The organism is Helicobacter sp. NHP22-001, assembly GCF_030270165.1.
Taxonomy (GTDB): Bacteria; Campylobacterota; Campylobacteria; order Campylobacterales; family Helicobacteraceae; genus Helicobacter; species Helicobacter gastrofelis.
Genome location: NZ_BSWS01000008.1, coordinates 1 through 20244 on the forward strand (window position 1 = coordinate 1; position 20244 = coordinate 20244).

A 20244-nucleotide genomic window follows, 5' to 3' on the forward strand; every position below is an offset into this window, starting at 1 on the left:
ACCGCTTTGGCTTTTTAACCTTTGGATTTTTAAACCGCTTTAAACTTTGGCAAAGTGCGATTATATGCTTTTGAAGCTTAAGGGTTGCTTAAATGGGGGGGAGGTTTTAGCAATTGTGTATCATTTGGTTGTCATGTTAAATCTTAGTTTATTTTTTTGGCATAGAGTCCTAAAGTTACGCCAATAGAAACATTAAAGGTTGTTTGCATGGATACCTTCACCCTCAATTGGCACATCACAGAAGCCTGTAATTTCCAGTGTCAGTATTGTTTTGCAAAATGGCAGAAAAGAGAACAAAAAGAGCTCTTGCATACCCCCGCAAAAGTGCGTCTTCTATTGGATGAAGTGGCACAATTGCCTGTTTTGCTTAACTTTAAGACCTTGCGTCTCAATTTGGTGGGCGGTGAGATATTTTTATACCCTAGGGATCTTTTAAATATCATCCAAGAAGCCAAAGCTAGAAAAATGCATTTGTCTGCCATCACCAATGCAAGCCTGTTAGATCAGCATCTAAACAACCTCATCGCCACCCATTTTGAAACCATTGGCTTTAGCGTGGATTCTTTAAACACCGCCACCAACACCGCCATTGGCCGTTGCACCAAGAAACAGGCGATGGATGTTGCAAAAATGAAGGCACACATTGCTTCTATCCGCACACATAACCCCAAAATACAAGTGAAAATCAACACGGTGGTGAATTTACACAACCAAGGAGAATACCTTGGGGATTTTATCCAAGATGTCAAACCCAGCAAGTGGAAGATTTTTAAAATGCTCCCCATCCTGGATAAACGCTTGGCAATCAGCGATGGGGAGTTTCAGGCATTTTTAGACAGACACCAACAATTCGCCTCGATCATCAGCTCTGAAAATAACGATGAGATGACGCAATCTTATTTAATGGTCGATCCCTTTGAGCGGTTTTTTCAAAATGGCCAAGAACAGGGCTATTTTTACAGCGAGCCCATCATTAAAGTCGGGGTTTGCAAAGCTTTAAAACAAATCCCTTTTAGTTTAGAAAAGTTTTCTAGACGCTACTTGATGCATGCCGGTCTTTAATGGCTTTTTTTGAATTTTAAAGGGTGTTTAAATTTACAAATCGTAACTGATGGAGGTCATTAAGTAGCTGTGACTTGGGTGCTGGGGGCGAATTTGGGATTAGGCGCGCCAAAGTGGGCGGCTTGGTAGCCTCGATGCATCGTGACTTGGTAGCCACTTAAGCGCAACATTAAATGGATATGCCTAGTTACAACGCTCCTTATTGAAGCTACAATAAAGCCCTTTTAAGATATGGGGTTGGGGGGGTACACTTCATCGCCCTTGTTTGCTCTGCCATAGAGAAGATCATTGCCCAAAGTTTTCTGTGTGAATTAAAAGGCATTGAGCGAGCTAACGAGCTAATAAACAATTCAGTCAGCCTTAGTAAGACTAATTTAGTCGCTCCCAGCGACTTAGAAGAGATTAAACAAGCGATCTCAGACTAGCTAAGTCTGCATTTCAGCACCCAAGAATCCCTAGAGTTTTTAGACGATCACAATGGCAGGGTTGTTCTCAATTAGATGTTAGGGCATATCGATAGTGAAATGCTTCAGGCGCATTTTTCATGTACACTTAGAATTGCTTTACACAGAGATGCGATTACAATTGCAAACAGAACTAAGGGGGCTACATAGCAATCAAAAAGAGAATCAAACCCTAATCCAAAACTTACAAGGGGGAATGGCTCAGATTGAAACACAGAGACAACAGGCTCTAGAACAAACACAAAGCCGTTATGCCAATCATAACCTGGAGGGGATTAACAGAGGTCAGGCAGGCGTTGGAGGGCAATGTCAATCTTGTGCAAATTGTCTTACAAGGAGGGAATTTTGAAAGAGAAATCAATAACATCACCCGCCCCGTGTTATTAGCTGAAATCAAAAACTCATTGGGATCAACCAACACATCATTGAAGACTTTCAGGTGAGTGTGCATGGCATTGTGAAGCGGATAATCTCAACACTTGGGCAGATCATCTAAAGAGTTTTGTAGAGAGCAGTTGTTTCGCTGCGATGCGGGCTTTAGAGAGCAAGCAAGAAGGCAAAACAGGGTTTTTCTCCAATCTTGCCCTAGCTTCTTTAGGGGCAGTAGTTCTGCAAACTTTAGAGCGTTTGGGCTTTACAATTAACCCATTAGTGGGTACAATCCTAAGTACACTCTTGTCTATCTTGCCTAGTATCTTCTCCAAATTTGTGGAGAGCAAGAAAGAAGAGTTAGTCAGAGGAAAGGTTACTAACCAAGTAATTCCTAGTATCCTGGCCCAGATTAGACCTGAGCTGGGTGCTTGCTTTAGCACTCAAGTCTCTGTTACACTCAAAGACTACGAAAAAAGGAACAAGACCAATGCCTCTACCCCCTAAGCCTTATAAACTCAAATGCCCTTGTGGGTTTTCTAAGATTGTGGCTTTTAGGAGCGATGCCCTAAGCGCCCTAGACTTAGCCAAAATGACAACAACTTGCCCCAAGTGTGGGCAACAAATGCAAAAGGTTTCTTTAAATTTATTCGATCAAATATTCAAGGTGTTTAAAAAATGATCCAAAATCTTTTAATTCTTTACAATCCCTTTTACCAAGAAAATGTCATTGAGTTGCACTTAGAAATACTGAAAGAAAAAGGCAAAGTCGCCTTTGGTAAAATCCGTCCCCGGAGCAAAGACCAAGAGCACAAACACCCTCAAACTTTAGAGCGCATTTACCAAAGCACCACGTCCCAAAACTTTTTACAACTTTTTTTAACTAATTTCGCCAGCTTATTCGTGGCAAAAGTGGAGGCGGTGCAAAAGGATTTAGAAGGTGTGAGCGCGCCAGAGTATTATTTTAGCGAAGATAGAAAGTTTAGCGTGGAGGCGTGGTTCATCATCACAGACATGCGCGAACTAGAGCGCAACGATTTTACCGCTGTGCGCGATCGCTACCTACCCAACTTCACCACGCCCGATCATAACAACCACACCTTTAGAATTTATGGCAATGATTACGATTACCCACTCGCCATAGAGATGAAAAAAGAGATCAATTACTTTGAAGACCCCAAAAAACACTACCCAAATGTCTTTAAAAGCGCGGAGTTTTTAGAGCTCAAAGAGCGCTTGATTGAGCTCAACTTTGGGGCTACTGCCTACAAGCTCCACCACGCCAGCCTAGACAATGTCATTTATGCCGAAATGGAGTATCAAAAGAACAAACAAGACCCCCTCTATGACTTTGGACCCATCGCGCTCAGGTATTCTAAAATCTTAGAGCAAGAAGCCTATGCTTTGTTTAAGGATTTAGTGCGCTTTTTAGCCCAAAACAACCCTAAAATCCTAGAAATGCGCTACTTCTCCCACTCTAAAAAGGAGAATACCCCTCTGGGTCAAATCTTAAGCGATGACTACAAAGACAAGCCCGTCTTAGCCGACTACAAAAACATCATCGCCTTGCCCAGCCTCCAACAGCCCCTTTTAGATTTGCTCCCTAGCCCGGTGCGTGTATTCTTATCTAAGAGCCTTTTAGAGGTGATTGAAATTTTCCGCTCTGTCCGCAACAAGAGCGCGCATGGCAACGAGCGCACTTCTTTAAAAGAGGCGCAAGCCTTACGCAATAAAATTTTAGGCATCACGGGGATAAATATTTTAAAAGAGATCGTCAACTACAAAGCCACCCTCACTCCGCCCAAACCCAAAAATAGCCCCAGAAAGGTGCTTGAAAACATCGGAGAGATTCGGGTTGTGGGGTACAAGTAAGAAAGGTGAATATGAGCAAAAATGACGATTTAACACAGACACAAAGAGACTCCCAAGAGGGCGGGCTAGGTGGTTTAGCAAGCGCACAAGGGGCGCAAGATACAAATTTGCAGGGGCAAACGCTAGAGCAAGGTAAAGGGCAAGTTTGGCAAAGGCAAAATATGGAGCAAGCGCAAGCGTTAAATGCGCAAAACCCTTTAAAATCCCAAGTTTTAGAATTATTTCAAGATAGCGAGGTGCAAGAGGCGATGTTTCAATGGTTATTAAATCTTCTTAAACGCAGGGACACCACACTTTTAACGCAAGTTGAGAGAGCCGAGCAAGAGGCAAGGCGGCAATATGAGCAGGCACAAGCGCAAATCCAAGAGCAACAAAGCACCCTAGCACGGCTAGAGAGAGATTTACTAGCCTTGCAAAAAACAGAGAGAGAAAACCAAGCCAAGCTAGCCAAAGCGCAAACAGAATTAAGCCAAAGCCAAAGCGCACTAGAGAGCACACAAAAAGAGCTAGAAAACACCCAAGCAGACTTAAGAAAGCATAAAGTGCAAGCCTATGAATTGTTTTTGACTCTGCCCCCTAATCTCAAGCAGGGTTTGAGCAATCTTTTTAGTGAGAGCGACCCACTTGCCTTTTTAGCCATCGGCACGCAGGGCAAGAATATCGAAATGCTGTGGGATTACACCAATAACGCCCTGAAGGAAAACAAAGAGGGGGCGCAAATTCTGGTAGAAATCTTTTATAGCCTCTTTGGCTACTATGCAAAAGCCACCCCCTATAAGCTAGACCCCCTAGAAGTGGGGCAGCCCTACAACCCCACCAAGCACCAACGCCACCACTCTAGCTTGAACGCCAGCGGGAGCATTACCCAAGTGTTGTTGCGTGGCTACCTACACGCTAAGAGCGGGGAAGTCAAAAGACAATCTGTGATTAAACTTTAAGGAGCAAACATGGAACACACAAAAGCGATCAAAGGAACTTACCTTTCTAAAGAAGCCCTAGAGGCACAAATGGCAGAAAGCTGGCAAGAGTTTATCAAAAATGAAGCCCTAGAAAATCCTAAACAGCCTTTCACCAAGCACATTGTGGCATGCTTTGAACTTTTTAAAGAATACGCCACAAAAACAGAGGTGATTACACTCAATGAAACAAGCTTTTACTTGCCCCAACAAAAGCTTTTTGGGTTTGTGTATCACCACAATGACTATTATTATGTCTATATCCCAAGCCCACTACATGTTCTATGCGCCCATTTAGCCGGCGATGCCTACCACGACACCAAATTTAGCCAAGAGCAAGTGGAAAATGCTTTTAAAAGTCTTTATCCTAAATTGCCCGTCTTAAGAGACCAACAACAACAAAAAATTACAAATGGTATCCGCATTTGGCGCAATAACCTAGATATCTTAGATAGTTCTTGTGAAAATTATTTGAGGGATAACAATTATTACTACCGCTCCGGAGATAATGATAGTTGGTTGTGCGATTACAACCCAAACTACACCCGATGGTTTTTAGACCTTGTCCCCGCCCCCAAAGCCTTACAAAAAATATTTAAACGCTTTTATCGCACCCCAAAAACCCAAATTGGCATTAAATGTTTAGAGGGGCAAAATTGGTTAAATATATTGAGAAACGATATGCGCAATAACTACACATCAAACGCACAAGATTATCTACAGCGTTACACTTTTAGCCAGCTTGCCACCCAAGAACAAAAAGATTTTTTAGCAAAAATCTTAGAGGTCTGCAACGCAGGGTTACCCCTTGAAAAAGCCATAGAGCAAGCCTACAAAAGAAGCCTTGTCTACAATCAAAATCAACCGCCTCAAAGCCATTGTAGAAAGCCCCGATTACGCCGTGTTGCAAGCCTTTAGCTACGACTCCCAAGCACAAAAATACACCCTCAAAGACCCCAAAGCCCTAAGCGCTAGGGAGGATTGCTTTGAAGAACTTTTGCAAGCCGATACAATCCGTGCCAATCTCAAGCCCTACGACTCTAAAATCTTAAGCGATGCCAACCGCGGGCTATGGGAGCTTTGGGAGGATCAAGGCACAGGGGAGGGCGAGCTAGTCCCCTTTAAAAGCCCGGTTATGGCGCGCAACCCCAAAGCCGACATTAAAGAGGGGATTGTGGGGATTGACTTTGGGACCACAAGCAGCGTTGTGGTGTGCCAAGAGGAGAGCGCGCACATTTATCCCCTGCGTATCGGGTTAGGGGATTTAACCCAAGAGATCGAGAAAAACCAATACGAAAACCCCACCATCATCGCCTTTAACGATTTGACCGCCTTTTTACAAGCCTACAACGCCCAAAAAGGACGCCCCAAAACCAAATGGGAGAGCGTGAAAATCGCCCACGAAGCCAAGAATGACATGCACAACAGCCCCTCTAACCATTACAATTCGTTTTTCAGCGCGCTCAAGGCATGGGCGGGGGATAAGTCTAGAAAAATGCAAATCTTAGACAGACAGGGGGCGCATTTTGAGCTAAAGGGGAGCTTGGATTTGAGCGAGGGGGATTTAAACCCCATTGAGCTTTACGCCTACTATCTAGGGCTTTACATCAACAACCAATACAATGGGATTTTTTTAAATTACCTCTTGTCCTTCCCCGTAACCTACGAGCTAGAGGTGCGTGAAATGATCTTAGAGAGCTTTAAAAAGGGCATTGCTAAATCCTTGCCCAATGCTTTGCATGCTCAAGGGGTGCTAGATCGCCTCAAGGTTGAAAAGGGGGCAAGCGAGCCAGCCGCCTATGCGATCAGCGCTTTAGAGGGCTATGGCTTTGAGCCTAGCGATGAGGAGCAGGTGTATTATGGGGTTTTTGACTTTGGGGGCGGGACGACAGATTTTGACTTTGGGCTATTCATGGAGGCACCCGAGCATAGCCGTTATGATTATGTCTTGGAGCATTTTGGGGCGGGTGGGGATCGCTATTTGGGCGGGGAGAATTTATTAGAGCTCGCTAGCTTTGAGGTCTTTAAACGCAACCAAAATTTATTGTTAAAACAGCAAATCCCCTTCACAAAGCCCGCTGAGGGGCAGTTTTTTGCCGGTAGCGAGGTGCTCCTTAGCCAAAGCCAAGAAGCCCGTAGCAACACAAAAAACCTAGTGGAAAAACTGCGCCCCCTTTGGGAGGGCAGAGAGTTTAGCGATGAGGGCGAACTGGCCTTAAATCTCTTTGATAGCCATGGGCAAGAGATCGTGGGTGTGCGCTTGGATTTTAGCGTGCAAGAAGCGCAAGAGCTTTTTAAGGAGCGCATTAAAAGAGGGGTGGATAATTTTTTTAGCGAGTTTTTTAGGGCGACCGCGCGCTTTTTTGAAAAGAAGGGCATGTTAGAGGAGGGGCAGGGCATTAACACCTTTCATATTTTCCTAGCGGGCAATTCAAGTAAATCGCCCCTCGTCAAAGAACTCTTTGAAGCAAAGATCGCCCAAATCAGCGAGCAAGATGCCAACCAAGCCCAAACCCCCATTAGCTACAAACTCTACGCCCCTTTAGAGAGTGCGGATTTTGCTAAACCCAATGGCAAAACCGGGGTCGCCTTTGGTTTGGTGCAAGCCCGCAAGGGTGGGTCCATTCTAGTTATCGACTCCAATGTAGAGGAGAATATCCGCTTTAAATACTATTTAGGGCGATCTAAAAAGCGCAAGTTTTATACACTCATCGATCGCGATCACCCTTACAATAAATGGGTAAAATTCTTAGATGCCTCTGAGAGCCAATTTGAGGTGTATTACACCACGCAAGCCAGCGCAGTCAATAATCATTTAAGCCTTGAGGATCACGCCATTAGGAAAAAATCCCTAGAAACGGGCGTGAGCAACCCCCATGCTTTTATTTTTATCCGTCTGGTGAGCCCGAGTGCCTTTGAGTTTGTGGTGGCTACTGATGAAGGGCTAGCAGACGAGAATTATTTAAGCAGCGTGCAAAAAGTGGAGTTATGAAAATAAACAGATAAGGGAGGCTAGAATGATGGCATGGGTTGCAAAAATGCGGGGGTCTGTGGTGTTGCTCGCCGTGTTGGGGGCTGTGGTGTGGGTTACAGAGAAAATTGCCCCGGGCATGCTGAAATCTTTCTTGGAATTTGTGTGGGATTTTTGTTTGGGTTTGGTGTGCTTTGGGATTGTCTTTGGCTTGTGCTGGGCTGAGGGAGTGCTTTGGTATCGGCTGATTCAAAGATGGGGCAGTCCATTTTTCACAAGAGTTTTTAAAGAGGAACGCTTTTTTTGGCTTAAGAATCGCTTGATTGCGTGGGTTGTAGGGGTTTTAGTGTTTGCCATCGCTGTATCAGCCACAAGTGAGGGGTTATATTTTCTCTCTTACTGTGCTTTCTTGTGGATGGGCTATTCTATTTTTGTGTTTTTAACAACCAATAACAATGCTCCCTTTAGGGATAAAGTGAGGGCAGTGTATCAAAATGCGTGGCAAGACATTTTGGACAAAAACACCCAAGCCTCACGCTACTTGTCGCATGTGTCCTTGCTTTTGACAAGCATTTTAGCAGGCATCATGGTCTTGGGCGTGCTTTGGGCGATTTTTGGGTCTTTAATCCTCTTTGCTTTGCAAATCATTTTATTTGTGTCTGTGGTGTGGCTCGTGTATTTATTTGTCAAAATACGCCTTGACTCTAAAAAGAGCATTAAAAGCGTGCAGGGCTTGACTATGCCCCAAGAGTGGGCACAAGATTACATTAATGCCCTACTCCAAGCTGACAGAGTGCGTGCCGACATCACCCCCTATGACCCTAAAATTTTAAGCGATGCTAATCGGGGATCTTGGGAGCTGTGGGACTTAGCAGAGAGTTTGAGCGTGCCTAGGGCAACTTTTGTGCGTTTTGAAAAGCCCTTGATTGCTAGAAACCCCAAAGCGGACATCAAAGAGGGGCTAGTGGGGATTGATTTTGGCACGACTAGTAGTGTCGTGGTGTGCCAAGAGGAAAACCAAAGCGTGCCCATGCGCGTAGGGTTAGGGGATTTAACCCAAGAGATTGAGAAAAACCACTATGAAAACCCCACTATTTTAAGCTTTAACGATTTAGCCAGCTTTTTACAAGCCTATAAATCCCAAAGAGGCAGACCCCCCACAAAATGGGATCAAGTGCAAGTCTCCCACGCCGCTTATAGCGCCTTTTTAGGCAGCCCCTCAAGCGATTACAACGCCTATTTGAGCGGGTTAAAGCAATGGGCGGGGGACAAGCAGAGAAAATTACAAATTTTAGACAAACAAGGGGCACATTTTGAGATCAAGGAGAGTCTAGCGATCAAAGAGGGGGATTTAAACCCCATCGAGCTTTATGCCTACTATTTGGGTCTATACATCAACAACCAACACCATGGGGTGTTTTTAAATTATCTCTTATCCTTCCCGGTAACCTACGATTCAGCGGTGCGTAACATGATCTTAGAGAGTTTTAAAAGAGGTTTGGCTAAATCCTTGCCCAATACTTTGCATTCTCAAAAGGTGGTAGAACAACTTAAAGTTGAAGAAGGGGCAAGCGAGCCGGCGGCTTATGCGATCATCGCTTTAGAAAATTATAATTTTGATCCGAGCGAAAACGAGCGGGTGTATTATGGGGTCTTTGACTTTGGGGGTGGGACAACGGATTTTGACTTTGGGGTTTTGCAGGGCACGCCAGAATCTAGCCGCTATGATTATGAATTGGAGCATTTTGGCGGGGCAGGGGATCGCTTTTTAGGCGGGGAGCATTTATTGGAATTAGCCAGCTTTGAAATTTTCAAGCGCAACCAAGCTTTATTGTTGTCTAGGCAAATCCCCTTTAAAAAACCCGCCGAGGGGCAAGGCACTTTAGGCATTGAAACCTTGTTAAACGACTCGGCAGAAGCCCACACCAACACTAAAACCCTCATGGAGAAACTCCGCCCCCTTTGGGAGGGTAGAGAGTTTGAAGATGAGGGGGTGTTGTCTTTAAACCTCTTTGATAGCGGTGGGCAAAACATCGCCGGCGTGGATTTGGATTTTAGCACCCAAGAAGTGCAAAATCTTTTCAAAGAGCGCATTAAAAGGGGGGTAGATTTATTCTTTAGCGAGTTTTGGCGCGCTACAGATGCGCATTTTGAGAGTGTGCAAGAGGCAAGAGACATCGATACTTTCCATATTTTCTTGGCAGGCAATGCGAGCAAATCGCGCCTTGTGCAAGAACTCTTTGAGGCAAAGATTAATCAAATCACCCAAGATACCCAAGCCCGCTACCAAGTCTATCTGCCCCTAGAAAGCCCTGATTTAGCCAAGCCCAATGGCAAAACAGGGGTCGCTTTTGGGCTGATACGCACCCGTAAGGGCGGGCAAATCCAAGTGATCAACAATTACACGCAAGGCGGAGCACATTCTAAATATATCTTAGGGCGGGGGCGCAAACAAAAATTTGAAATCGTGCTAGAAAGAGATCAGGCCTACCAAGAATGGGTCAAATTCTTAGATGCAAGTGAAAGCCGATTTGAGCTTTACTACACTTTGCAAACCAACCCCTATAATTGCCACTTAAGCGACCCGGCCATTAAGAAAAAATCCCTAGAAACGGGCGTGAGTAACCCCCATGCTTTTATTTTTATCCGTTTGGTGAGCCCGAGTGCCTTTGAGTTTGTGGTGGCTACTGATGAAGGGCTAACAAGTGAGAGCTACCTAAACCTAATCCAAAAAGTAGAATTATAGGGTTAGCGTTTTTTGCGCTCTTTGGCGAGCATGCGCTTGGCATGCGCGACTATGCCCTCTTTGCCCTCTTCTGTGGGGTTTGGCTCGGGGTATTTACCCCGCATTTTACCCTGTGCAATTGCCTCTAACAACGCTAAAATTTCTTGATCTTGCATACAATCCTCTAAACTTTAAATGCGCCTAAGTCTTTAGGGCTGAGTGCCCAGCCATTAAATTTCACTCCCTGCTCATCCACCAACACCTCAACTTGCACTTGGCTTTTAAAATCTTTGAGGCTATAAGTGTCCGTAAAAAAGTGGATTTCTTGGTTGCTTGATCCCACAATCCCCCGACTCTCATCATACAAAGAGTCCACATACTCCCCATCCACCAGCACATCCACAAAGTCCAATAATTCTTGTGCCCCCTCAAGGGGTAGTTTTTGTATTTGTGCCAAAGTGTAGCCACTAAAGAGTAAAACCGATAGGTTGTTTTGCTTGCACCAACGCACCACCGGCAATAAACCCTTAGCCTGCAAAAGGGGCTCCCCGCCCAAAAGCGTGATCCCACAAATTTGATATTTCTCATAGGCTAAATAAATTTGCTCTATCAATGCCCCCTCTTGCATGAGTTCTTTTTTAACAAGGGGTTGCATGTGTGGGTTACAGCAATTAAAGCAACGCTTCAAACAGCCTTGCAACCAAATAGCCATGCGTTTTCCGGGACCTTCTGCTTGTGTGCATAAGCGCATGCTGGCGACATTCAACATGGCTCTAACTTAAATTCAAAGCTGTCAAATTCGGGCATAGACTGCTTGATGTAGATTTTTTTACAACCCTCCCTTTCTTCCCATTGATCGAAGATAGAAAGACTCAAAGCATCTACAATTTGTTTTTCTAGGCGATTGACCACCCCCCGCCCCCCTTGCCCTTTATTGACATTCTTTGCTAATGCCTTAAAGCCCTTTTGTGCATCCTCTGGGGTTTTAAACTCTAGGCTGATATTGTATTTTTCGGCGACTTGTTGGGCGATCTTTTCAAATTTGCTTTGAATAATGGCGATCAAAAAGTCCTCATTTTTGATGAAATTAAAGGGGACAATGTTATCGCCTATGCGGTTTAACAATTCGGGTCGCCCTAATGTATGATTAAAATGATCCCGCACGGCTTGCATGAATTTTTGTGCTACTTCTTTAGGATCGTCATCAATGCTAATATCTTTGTCAGCCGCCCCAATGTTGGAGGTAAAAATGATCACCGACTCGCCAAAAGAGGCGGTTTCACCCCGCCCATCTGTGAGCCGCCCATCCTCTAAAATTTGCAAGAATTTATCTAAAATGCGCCCATGCGCCTTTTCAATCTCGTCAAATAAAACCACACTAAAGGGCTTGGCACGGATCGCGTTGGTGAGTTGCCCACCATCTTCATGCCCCACATATCCCGGGGGCGCGCCCACAAGGCGTTGATCGCTTTGCTCATGATTAAACTCGCTCATATCAAAGCGTAAAAATGCGCTCTCATCGCCAAATAAAAACTCGGCTAAGGATTTGGCAAGCTCGGTCTTGCCCACCCCCGTAGGTCCTACAAAAAATAAAACCCCCTTGGGCTTTTGGCTCTTGCTGGAGTGTGCTGCCCCTGAAAACCCCGTAAAGGCACGGATGATGACCTTTTCTACCTTGCTAATGGCATGGCTCTGCCCCTTGACACGCTTTTCTAGGGCTTGGCAAATGCCATCTAATTTATGCTTGTCTAAATCCTCCCACGGGCTGCGACTCTGTTTGTAGCGGTAGAATTTCACGCTTTTTTCGGGGCTTAAATGCTTATTGTTTTGGGAGAGTTGCAAAATTTGGGCAATTTCTTTGAGCATAAAACCCTCTAGCATGTCAATGAAGTCGGCTAATTTACTGGGGTCTTGGGTGATGGGCGGTTTAAAGGGGAGTTCTCCAAACCTCTCGATAAAGCTTTTGCGCTCGGGACGGCTGGGCAAGGGGATTTCTAGGCTAGCGATGTGGCAGTCATTGATGTAAAAGGAGGAGGGCAAAGCGGTGCGTTTGTGGGCTAAAAAGATCACCAAATTTTTAGATTGCATGGCTTGAGTGGCATCCAAGGTGTAATGGGCGTTGCGCTGGATGGCTTTTTTGAGCCGAATGATCCAATGGCGTTCTTGTTCGCTAAGGCTGGCTTGCGTGCCAAAAATATAATCTGTGTAATCTAAGATAAAGCATTGCCCTGACTTCTTGGTAAGATCGTTCATAATCACAGAGAAAAACTCCTCTGGGTTTTTTCGCTCGGGGCGATCTTGGGAGGTATTAGTCTCGCCAATGTCATAGAGATTTTTATCTTGGGGTTGTGGGGCAACTTTACTCTCAGGCAAGATAGATAGATCATAATCAATCCCGCCCACGCAATCCCACAGCCACACGCTTGAAAAGCCCAATTCCTGGTGCAACAACTCGATCAAAAAGCGATCTAGATTTTTATATTGCATGTCAAACTTGCTTTTAAAAAGATCATCCACATTTCCGCTTAAAATCACCACGCCTTTAAGCTTGGCATCGCACACGAATTGTTGTAACCATTCGCTTTCTTTTTCCATACAAACCTCCTTACAGCGATTTTTTATGGGGGTTGTTCAAATCAATCGCCCCCTTAGAAATGCGATCGGGATTCTCCCAAAGAACCTTTTTGTCTTCTAGTTTAAAGCCATAGACCTCTTCTAATTCTTTTTCAAATTTGGCAATGTCCTCTTTGCAAGTGAGCCCCTCGTATTCATCAAATTTATACCAAATCTTCCCATGCTCAATGCGGCATTGCACCCTTTTACCCGAAGGGCGGGCTGCCTTGATGATCACCGCCCCCTCTTTTAAAACGGGGGCTTGCACTTCAAACTCATGCCCTCTTAGGGTTTTGACAATGGAGATCACCACTTCTTTGCGGGCATTTTCCTCTACAATGAGTGAATCGGCTTGGGCGTTGATTTGCACTATTTGGCTCTCTAAGGTGTTAAAATCTTGGCTGGCTAAACCCTCTATTATTTTTGCAATTTGTGCCAACAACGTCTCTTGCTCAGGGCTAGTTGCAATTTGTGCCACCTCGTTTTTAAGGTGCTCTAATTCTTGCCGCCACATCTGCCTTTGGCTCTCTTGTTTAGCGTTATTTGCTTGCGCTTGCGCTTGCGCCCTTTGTAACACTTGCTCTAAATCTGCTTGGATTTGGCGCTGTGTGTCTGCATTGAGCCCATCAAAGGCGGCTAAACGCTCTTGCAAGCGCGCTAGATCGTTTTTAGCGCAAGCAATCACCGCCGGGTCTTTAATGGCTTGCAAACGGGCATAAAAATCTTGCTGGGCTTTTTCTTGGTTTGCCCCTGCTTGTGCCCTTTGCAAATCCAAAGCCTGCCTTTGCAATTTTTCTAAATTGTAGAGCGCCTCTAGGCTTTGTTGCTGGGCTTTTAGGGGATCTGTTTGGATGAGGGTTTGCAAGCTTCCTAGCTCTTGCTTAAGAGATTGCAAAGACACAAAGGTATCTAGCCCTTGTGCTTGCATTTTTTGCAAGTTGCTTTGTAAATCCTTGCAATTTTGTTGCGCATTTTTGGTCGCGTTCTCTTTTTTGATCTCTTGGCGGGCGATCTCTTGGCGTCGCCTTAGGGCTTTATCTTGTGCCCCTTGGAGTAGTGTGTCCATTTGGTTTTGCAACTTGGGGTAAAAGCCTTTGAAATCCTGCCCATCAAAGGCTTTCACTTGGGCTTCTAGTTTTTGCAAGCCCTCTTTGGCAAACTCTAGCACTAAATCATCTTGGATTTGCTCCCTTTGGGTGTGAAAATACTCTTGAACGCTGGCTTGATTGGCTCTAAATTGTGCCTTTTGCAATTCTTTAGCGTGGTTCTCAAGGCTGTTGAGCTGGGAGAGGATGGCATGGCTTAATTCTTGGGCTTTAAAGGGGTTGTCATCTAAGAGACGCACATGATCCTCAAAAGTCGAATCATAACCCCCATATTTTTGTGCGGGGGGTGGCAATTCTAGGCGCGCGCTCTGGGCTAACTGGCGCACTTGTTGTATTTGTTGCTCTATTTGGGTTAAGGATACAAAGGCATCTAAGCCTTGGGCGTGCATGCGTTCTATGTGTTGTTTAGCTTGTTCCAAATGGACTTGGCTTATCTCTAAGGCGCGTTGCCTCTTAGCAAGCGCGCGTTTTTGGCGCTCTTTGGCGCGCTGTCTTTCTAACTCAATACGGGCATAATGTTCTTGACTCATGGTTGCTCCCTTAAATGGATTTGTGCCTTGATCCCACTTGGGGCATTGGCAAAACAAGTTGTAAATAAAGACTCTTGTAACTCTGGGCTAGGCATTTCTGGTAAATCTGTCAAATTAGGGGTATGCGTGCTTTTGAGCCAAATGGTTTTTTTGCTATTTAAAATCAGGGGCAAGAGATCGAGATTTAACCCACCATCATCTAAAATTACTACCACATCAAAGGGGCTTGCCATTTCTAAAACACACGGATCACTCCCAAAGGGGATAAAACACAAGCTTGTGTCTGTGGGGGTGCTGGGGTTTAATGCCTCTTTTAAGCCCTCTAGGCGGGTGTTTAGGGCATTTGGGATTTGCTCCAAATTTTCAAGGCTGTATTTTTTTTGGATTTGCTCTAAGCTGGCTTGCACTTGTGCTTTTTGGGTGGTGATTTGCTCTATTTGGGCTTTTAAATCTTGGATTTGTATCTCTAGGACTTGGCATTCTGTGGGCTGTGTTTTTGGCTCTGGTTGAAAATTTTGCGCTTGGGCGTGTAGGGTGGTGCTAAAATGCCCCTTTAATCGTGCCACTTTTGTTCTATGGGTTTCTAATAAATCTTTAATCTGTTCTAATTTGCCCGTGCCAAAGAGTTTAGCATACTTGCCCAAAGCAAACGCCCCCCTTTGCTCTTGTTTCTTGTGGCGGATTTGTTCTTGGAGTGCCTCTAAGCTTTCCATATCGGCAACTCTATCCTTTTGGTTTTCAAGGTCTTGGATTTCTCGGGTAAGTTTGGCGTGCTTTTCTTGCAAGGCACTAAAATCAATCTTTGCCACCTCCTGATCGCATTGTTCAAAGTGCAAAATGTCTTGGTAGATCGCTTTTAGTGCGCTTGAAAAGTCGTGTGTGGGCATGTCTAAAGAGAGGGGGCTAAATTTAAGGGGAGCAAGGGTGTTTAAATCCTCTTTGAGAGTATGGTAGATGGGCTCTAAAAGCCCGCTAGGCAAAATAAAATCCCCCATCTGCCCCTCTAAAAAGCTGAGGAATTTATCTAAATTTGTTTGTGGTTGGGGGGTGTTGTTGGTTTGCTCTTGGAGGCTCTCTAGTTGTTGGTAACTCGCCTCAAGCTGGGCTTGTAGGTTAGTTGTGTCCATGCTTTGGCTTTGGGCATAAAGCCTCTCAAAGTTATCTAAATCCGCTTGCAAGGCACTACATTGCGCCATCACCTGCCCTAACTCTTGGGTGCTCAAATCACAAAAGCTCAAGGGCGTGTGCGAGCTTGTTAGCTTGTTTTCTAAGGACTCTTTAAAGGCTATGGGGCTGGCTAATAAAATTTTATCTTGTTGGTTGGTGTGGTGTTTAATCGCTGTGGCGACCAACTCTAAGCTGTGTGCTAATTTTCCCTCCACTTGGATCAAGCAGACCTGCAAGCTAGCAATCATCTTTGCAAGGGCAACACGCAAGGGCGGCGCAAAACGCTTGATGAGGGTTTTTGCCATATTTTGCGAAATGCTTTGGCAGATGTGATCGGGGTGTAATTCTTGTGCCTCTTTGGGGTTTAAAAGCCATAAGGGATGGGGGCATACACCAAGCAAGCCGGGCAAAGTGCGGGCATTTTGCAAGACACACACCCTCTTTTGTGCATTGTGGCTGGCGTTATGGGTGCAAGACCCAAATACGCCCCCCCATTTTTCCCAAGAAAAGTGTGCTTGCAGTTGTGCTAAAAACTCTTGTGGGCTATCCATGGATTTTAGGGCATTGGCTAAATCTTGCCCTTGTGCTTGACTCGCATCAATCAAAAGCTCCACCTCAAAACGCGTCCCCAACCCAAAAGGCACAAGCACCACCCGATCCAACACCAAAAAGCCCTCATCCACACAACCCCCAAAAGCAAGGCTCTCTCCCTTAAAAAATGGGCTTGAGTGGTCGGGATCGCCATAGATGAACGCCCTCTGTTGGGTCTCTCTTGTAGCATTGATGCAATATAAAATCTCTGGTATGCCTTGTGCTTGAAAACAGATTTCAAGCAAGGATCGTAGCATCGCCCCCTCTTTATTGGGCACGCTATCGTAAATTTTTAAGGTGGTGTCTATTTTGTGGAAGCGTTTCCTCAAGTAGGCGATGTCGCTTTGCAAACAAGCAACCTTAAATCCTTGTGCGACCTTGATATAGAGCTTTTGCATCTAAACCTCCAATCTGGCAAAATTATAGCACCGCTTGGTAAATTGGGGGCGGGCAGAGTCCAAAAAGGCAAATCTAAAAAGTGTAGTTCAAGGTTATAAAATAAACTCTACTCACAAAAAGTTATGTTTAGCATAAATTTAAGAATCAGCCTTTCAACATGATCACTTACTAAAACAAGCAAAGAGCTATAATCTTGTCTAAATTTCTTAGGGCTTTGTAAATAACCATTAAGATATTCTTTTGCAGAAAGCAATTTATTGCCAAATATCTTAGTAGCTTGACGTATTCTTTTTAGATGCAGGAAGTGCTGCGCTCTCCCCACTAATGGTCATAGTCAACACATCAAATTCTTTACTTAAAAAAGAAGAATACGACAAAACACCACAAACAGCAAATTAGGATACCTACCCTAGTTTTACTTTTTTAATAAAATCAACATATTTTTGAAAATAGTTTCTAACTATTTTTCGCTTGTTTGCCATTTTTACCCACTAATCCTAAACACTCTCTTTTAGAAATATTTCTACTCAAACTAATACATTTGCTATTTTGTATATGCTCAAACAATATTGTTTCTTTATGATTCTCTTTGGCAAAATTTACAAAATTATGATAGACAAGATAATCATCTGGGTATTTAGTGGCTATACCTTCGAATTTGTGTTTCATCATATCTTTTATGTGGCTATGATAACTATTGATAGTTTGAATGTTAAAAGCATCTGACTTATGTTTTTTCTTAGGTACTCTAATATGGCTTAACTCCATATCATTTGCTGGTTTTAAATAGGCTTACCTAAATTAGAAACTTTGGTAACAGACTCCCCATCTAAATTAACTCCGCTTGTTACACAAACTTGTTCTTTAGATAACCCACGCTTGGTAGCTTGTGTGTCTCGTTTTTTAGACAAGCGTGGTGGCTTGAAATTTTTATGATGACCTTTAAATGAAAGAGGAAAGTAAGTCTCATCAGCTTCTACGATGCCATTTAATTCCACTCCATCTTGTATGCTTTGCAAGGCATCTAAAATCTTGTGTCGCCAATAGCTGTTGTTACATCAATATTGCAAATCTTGGCAGTTTTTCTAAGTAAATATTTTTTTACTAGACAATGAACGAATTTTTCCAAATTTCAATTTTTCTTGTTTTCTTGTTTCTTGGTACCAACAAGGATAATGTTGTTAGTGTAGGTAAAAGTCCTTTTGCACGAATTACACATAAGCCTTTTTGCCTTTTTACCATTCTTGACAATTTAGTAGATTAACAATGCGGACACTCTTTAATTTATTTCTTTTTGAATAGGTGTTTAGCTTGAGAACTTTCCTTATTCTAATAATCCTTAAAAAGGCTTTTTTATTATTATCTGTTAGGGGTTAACGAAGACACTGTGGCAAATTTTTTAATTATAATCGATGCTTTGTACGAGTAGGGCCTGAATAATGTGTGCTGAACAGATAGGAATCTATCTAGGCAGTGGCTCGTATAGAGAACACTTTAGATTGCCGGCCACAAAAAATACGCTACTCTAAAAACGATGAATATGAGCGCAAAAAACATGTCCGCCCACATGTCGCCAACTTTGGTATTCTAGCAATGCTAATCGTGGGGTGCATGCGAGAATTGAGGAGTGGTATGGGGAAGTAGTGGATTGTACCCATGTGTGCGAACCATAATCTACCCATAAATGAACCCCTTAATGTCAAAGTGCACGCCATAGCTTTCGGCACACCAAAAATAAAATTATCCACAGAAGTGGGGTTTTCTGGTGTTGCCCCTGGTCATCTTCATCGTCTTTAATGTGTATCAAAAAATTCTTGGATAGTTTGGGGATTGGTGGTTTTAAGCAAGGCTAATTGCAATAAAACCCGTGCCTTTTGGGGGTTTAAATCCCCGGCACGCACGAAGTTGTGGCGCATATCATCCACTTCGCCGAGTTGCACCTCCCCACTGCCTACCCGGCTCGAACGCACCACCACCACGCCTTGCTTAATCGCCTGCGCCATCACTTCTAAGAGTGTGTGGTTCACATTGCCATTGCCCATACCCGCTACCACCACGCCTTGTACGCCCGCCTGCAAAGCCGCATTGAGGAGAAAATCCCCACAACCCACATAAGTGTAGACCACCGCCACTTTGGGTAGGGGCGTGGGGCCTTTTAAAGCTAATTGGCTTTGCAAGGTGTGTTTTTGGATGGGCTTAGCGTGAAAATGCACTTGCCCATAGTAGACATGCCCGATCGCCCCTGTATTTAGGGCCTTGAAGGCGCTTAAATGGCTGGTATGGGTCTTGCTGACATCGCGTGCACTAAAAATGCCCTCATCCATCGCCACTAAAACCCCAAGCCCCGCACTCTCAGGGTGGGCGCACACGGCTAGGGCGTTGTGAAGGTTCATCGGCCCATCGGGGCTGATACTCGTAGAATTGCGCATCGCCCCGGTGAATACAATGGGTTTGTGGGTTTGCACGCTCAAATGCAAGAAGTAGGCACTCTCCTCCATCGTATCCGTGCCATGCGTGATGACAAAGCCTTTAATGTCCTCCCTTGCGCTTAAGGCGTAGATGCGCTCCAGGAGTTTAAACCAAATGTCCGAGTCCATGTCTTGTGAGCCGACATTAGCGACCTGCTCACTCTCTATCTCTACACCCTTGGGCACAATGCCCTTGAGCAAGTCGTTTACGCCCACTTGTCCGCTGGTGTATGCCCCCCCCTCGCCTATGCCTGCGATCGTCCCCCCTGTCGCTAAAACCATGACTTTATCCACGAAAACCCCTTTTTAGGGAGATTGTAACGCCAAAAGTTTAACGGCGTTTAACACCTAAGAAATTTCTAAGAATTTTTGGGCGGCTTTGAGCTGGCGCATTTGTGCGCTTAGGGCGCGCTGCTGCTCTTGGAGGCGTTCAATGGTGGTGGCAATCAAAGTTTTTGCACTTTGCAGAGCTTCTAAATCAGTGCAAGGTTCGCTTAAGAAAGGGCAAGTTTCGACCAAAAAAGATGCACGCTCTAAGTTGTTTTCTAAGAGTGCAATTTTAAGCTCATCGACCCAATTCATGGGGGTGTATCTCTCTCCACGCTTCTAGTAAGCCCCGTGCCACACGCATGACCAAGTCAATTTTTGCGCTGTCGTTTTCCACATTGGCTTGGGTGAGTAGCTTGATTTGGTGGGTGTAAAGCCCGGTGAGGTACACGGCGACCTCTCCACCCCGCTCATAGTCTAAAATATTCAGCAATTCGGTAAAGATGTCGGTTACCTTGTTGATGTAGGTGATTTTCCTTTCGATATCCTCTGCCTCCATGTGGCGCTTGGCTTGGGCAGCGAATTTTAAAATCCCCTCGTAAAGCATTTCAATGAGTTTAGCGGGCGACTCCACGGTTACGGAATTTTGCTGGTACATATTGTAGGCGTTGGCTTTAAGCATTC

The 20244-nt window shown here is 44.6% G+C and carries 16 protein-coding genes and 1 pseudogene; 7 read left to right on the forward strand and 10 right to left on the reverse strand.

What is annotated here, in order from left to right:
* The first annotated feature begins 207 nt into the window (after positions 1 to 207).
* Positions 208 to 1062, forward strand: a complete 855-nt coding sequence (locus QSJ47_RS06180; RefSeq protein ID WP_285602778.1) for a viperin family antiviral radical SAM protein — start codon at positions 208 to 210, stop codon at positions 1060 to 1062.
* Positions 1063 to 1121: 59 nt separating this feature from the next.
* Here QSJ47_RS06180 and QSJ47_RS06185 read toward each other — a convergent pair whose 3' ends face one another.
* Complete coding sequence (locus QSJ47_RS06185; RefSeq protein ID WP_260321502.1) at positions 1122 to 1232, reverse strand: outer membrane family protein; 111 nt, start codon at positions 1230 to 1232, stop codon at positions 1122 to 1124.
* A 1153-nt stretch (positions 1233 to 2385) separates the two neighbouring features.
* On the opposite strand from QSJ47_RS06185, the gene QSJ47_RS06190 reads away from it, so the two are divergent.
* Genes QSJ47_RS06190 through QSJ47_RS06215 form a run of 6 tightly spaced genes read left to right on the forward strand, consistent with a single transcriptional unit; the run spans position 2386 to position 10440 of the window.
* Positions 2386 to 2577: a hypothetical protein gene (locus tag QSJ47_RS06190; protein WP_285602779.1), complete on the forward strand. Its 192-nt coding sequence runs from the start codon at positions 2386 to 2388 to the stop codon at positions 2575 to 2577.
* Entirely contained in the window at positions 2574 to 3767 is a 1194-nt protein-coding gene (locus QSJ47_RS06195) for an HP0729 family protein (protein WP_285602780.1), read from the forward strand. The genes QSJ47_RS06190 and QSJ47_RS06195 overlap by 4 nt, the downstream gene beginning before the upstream one ends.
* 11 nt (positions 3768 to 3778) lie before the next feature.
* Positions 3779 to 4705 (forward strand): coiled-coil domain-containing protein, encoded by a 927-nt coding sequence (locus tag QSJ47_RS06200; RefSeq protein ID WP_285602781.1) that lies wholly within the window; start codon positions 3779 to 3781, stop codon positions 4703 to 4705.
* Between the two features lie 9 nt (positions 4706 to 4714).
* Positions 4715 to 5641, forward strand: a complete 927-nt coding sequence (locus QSJ47_RS06205) for a hypothetical protein (protein WP_285602782.1) — start codon at positions 4715 to 4717, stop codon at positions 5639 to 5641.
* Positions 5568 to 7715, forward strand: a complete 2148-nt coding sequence (locus tag QSJ47_RS06210) for an acetate and sugar kinases/Hsc70/actin family protein (protein WP_285602784.1) — start codon at positions 5568 to 5570, stop codon at positions 7713 to 7715. The genes QSJ47_RS06205 and QSJ47_RS06210 overlap by 74 nt, the downstream gene beginning before the upstream one ends.
* Positions 7716 to 7740: 25 nt before the next feature.
* The gene (locus QSJ47_RS06215) at positions 7741 to 10440 is read left to right on the forward strand and encodes a molecular chaperone DnaK (RefSeq protein WP_285602785.1); all 2700 of its coding nucleotides are present in this window, start codon (positions 7741 to 7743) and stop codon (positions 10438 to 10440) included.
* A 2-nt stretch (positions 10441 to 10442) separates the two neighbouring features.
* Here QSJ47_RS06215 and QSJ47_RS06220 read toward each other — a convergent pair whose 3' ends face one another.
* The 9 genes and pseudogenes from QSJ47_RS06220 to fliS all read right to left on the reverse strand — a co-directional run bounded on the left by QSJ47_RS06220 (position 10443) and on the right by fliS (position 20242).
* On the reverse strand, positions 10443 to 10595 hold the full coding sequence (locus tag QSJ47_RS06220; RefSeq protein ID WP_221271026.1) for a hypothetical protein: 153 nt from the start codon (positions 10593 to 10595) through the stop codon (positions 10443 to 10445).
* 8 nt (positions 10596 to 10603) lie between these two features.
* The gene (locus QSJ47_RS06225) at positions 10604 to 11188 is read right to left on the reverse strand and encodes a 4Fe-4S single cluster domain-containing protein (RefSeq protein ID WP_221271025.1); all 585 of its coding nucleotides are present in this window, start codon (positions 11186 to 11188) and stop codon (positions 10604 to 10606) included.
* The gene (locus tag QSJ47_RS06230) at positions 11182 to 13014 is read right to left on the reverse strand and encodes an AAA family ATPase (RefSeq protein WP_285602786.1); all 1833 of its coding nucleotides are present in this window, start codon (positions 13012 to 13014) and stop codon (positions 11182 to 11184) included. The genes QSJ47_RS06225 and QSJ47_RS06230 overlap by 7 nt, the downstream gene beginning before the upstream one ends.
* A 10-nt stretch (positions 13015 to 13024) precedes the next feature.
* A complete protein-coding gene (locus tag QSJ47_RS06235; protein ID WP_285602787.1) occupies positions 13025 to 14668 on the reverse strand; it encodes a coiled-coil domain-containing protein in 1644 nt (547 codons plus the stop codon).
* The gene (locus tag QSJ47_RS06240; RefSeq protein ID WP_285602788.1) at positions 14665 to 16824 is read right to left on the reverse strand and encodes an AAA family ATPase; all 2160 of its coding nucleotides are present in this window, start codon (positions 16822 to 16824) and stop codon (positions 14665 to 14667) included. Before QSJ47_RS06240 ends, QSJ47_RS06235 begins: the two co-directional genes overlap by 4 nt.
* 457 nt (positions 16825 to 17281) lie before the next feature.
* Positions 17282 to 18195 (reverse strand): annotated as a pseudogene (locus tag QSJ47_RS06245) (transposase-like zinc-binding domain-containing protein); the annotation flags it as partial.
* A gap of 423 nt (positions 18196 to 18618) precedes the next feature.
* Entirely contained in the window at positions 18619 to 19587 is a 969-nt protein-coding gene (locus QSJ47_RS06250; protein ID WP_285602789.1) for an asparaginase, read from the reverse strand.
* 54 nt (positions 19588 to 19641) lie between these two features.
* On the reverse strand, positions 19642 to 19875 hold the full coding sequence (locus tag QSJ47_RS06255) for a hypothetical protein (RefSeq protein WP_221271022.1): 234 nt from the start codon (positions 19873 to 19875) through the stop codon (positions 19642 to 19644).
* A complete protein-coding gene (gene fliS, locus QSJ47_RS06260) occupies positions 19859 to 20242 on the reverse strand; it encodes a flagellar export chaperone FliS (RefSeq protein ID WP_285602790.1) in 384 nt (127 codons plus the stop codon). The genes QSJ47_RS06255 and fliS overlap by 17 nt, the downstream gene beginning before the upstream one ends.
* Positions 20243 to 20244 lie beyond the last annotated feature (2 nt).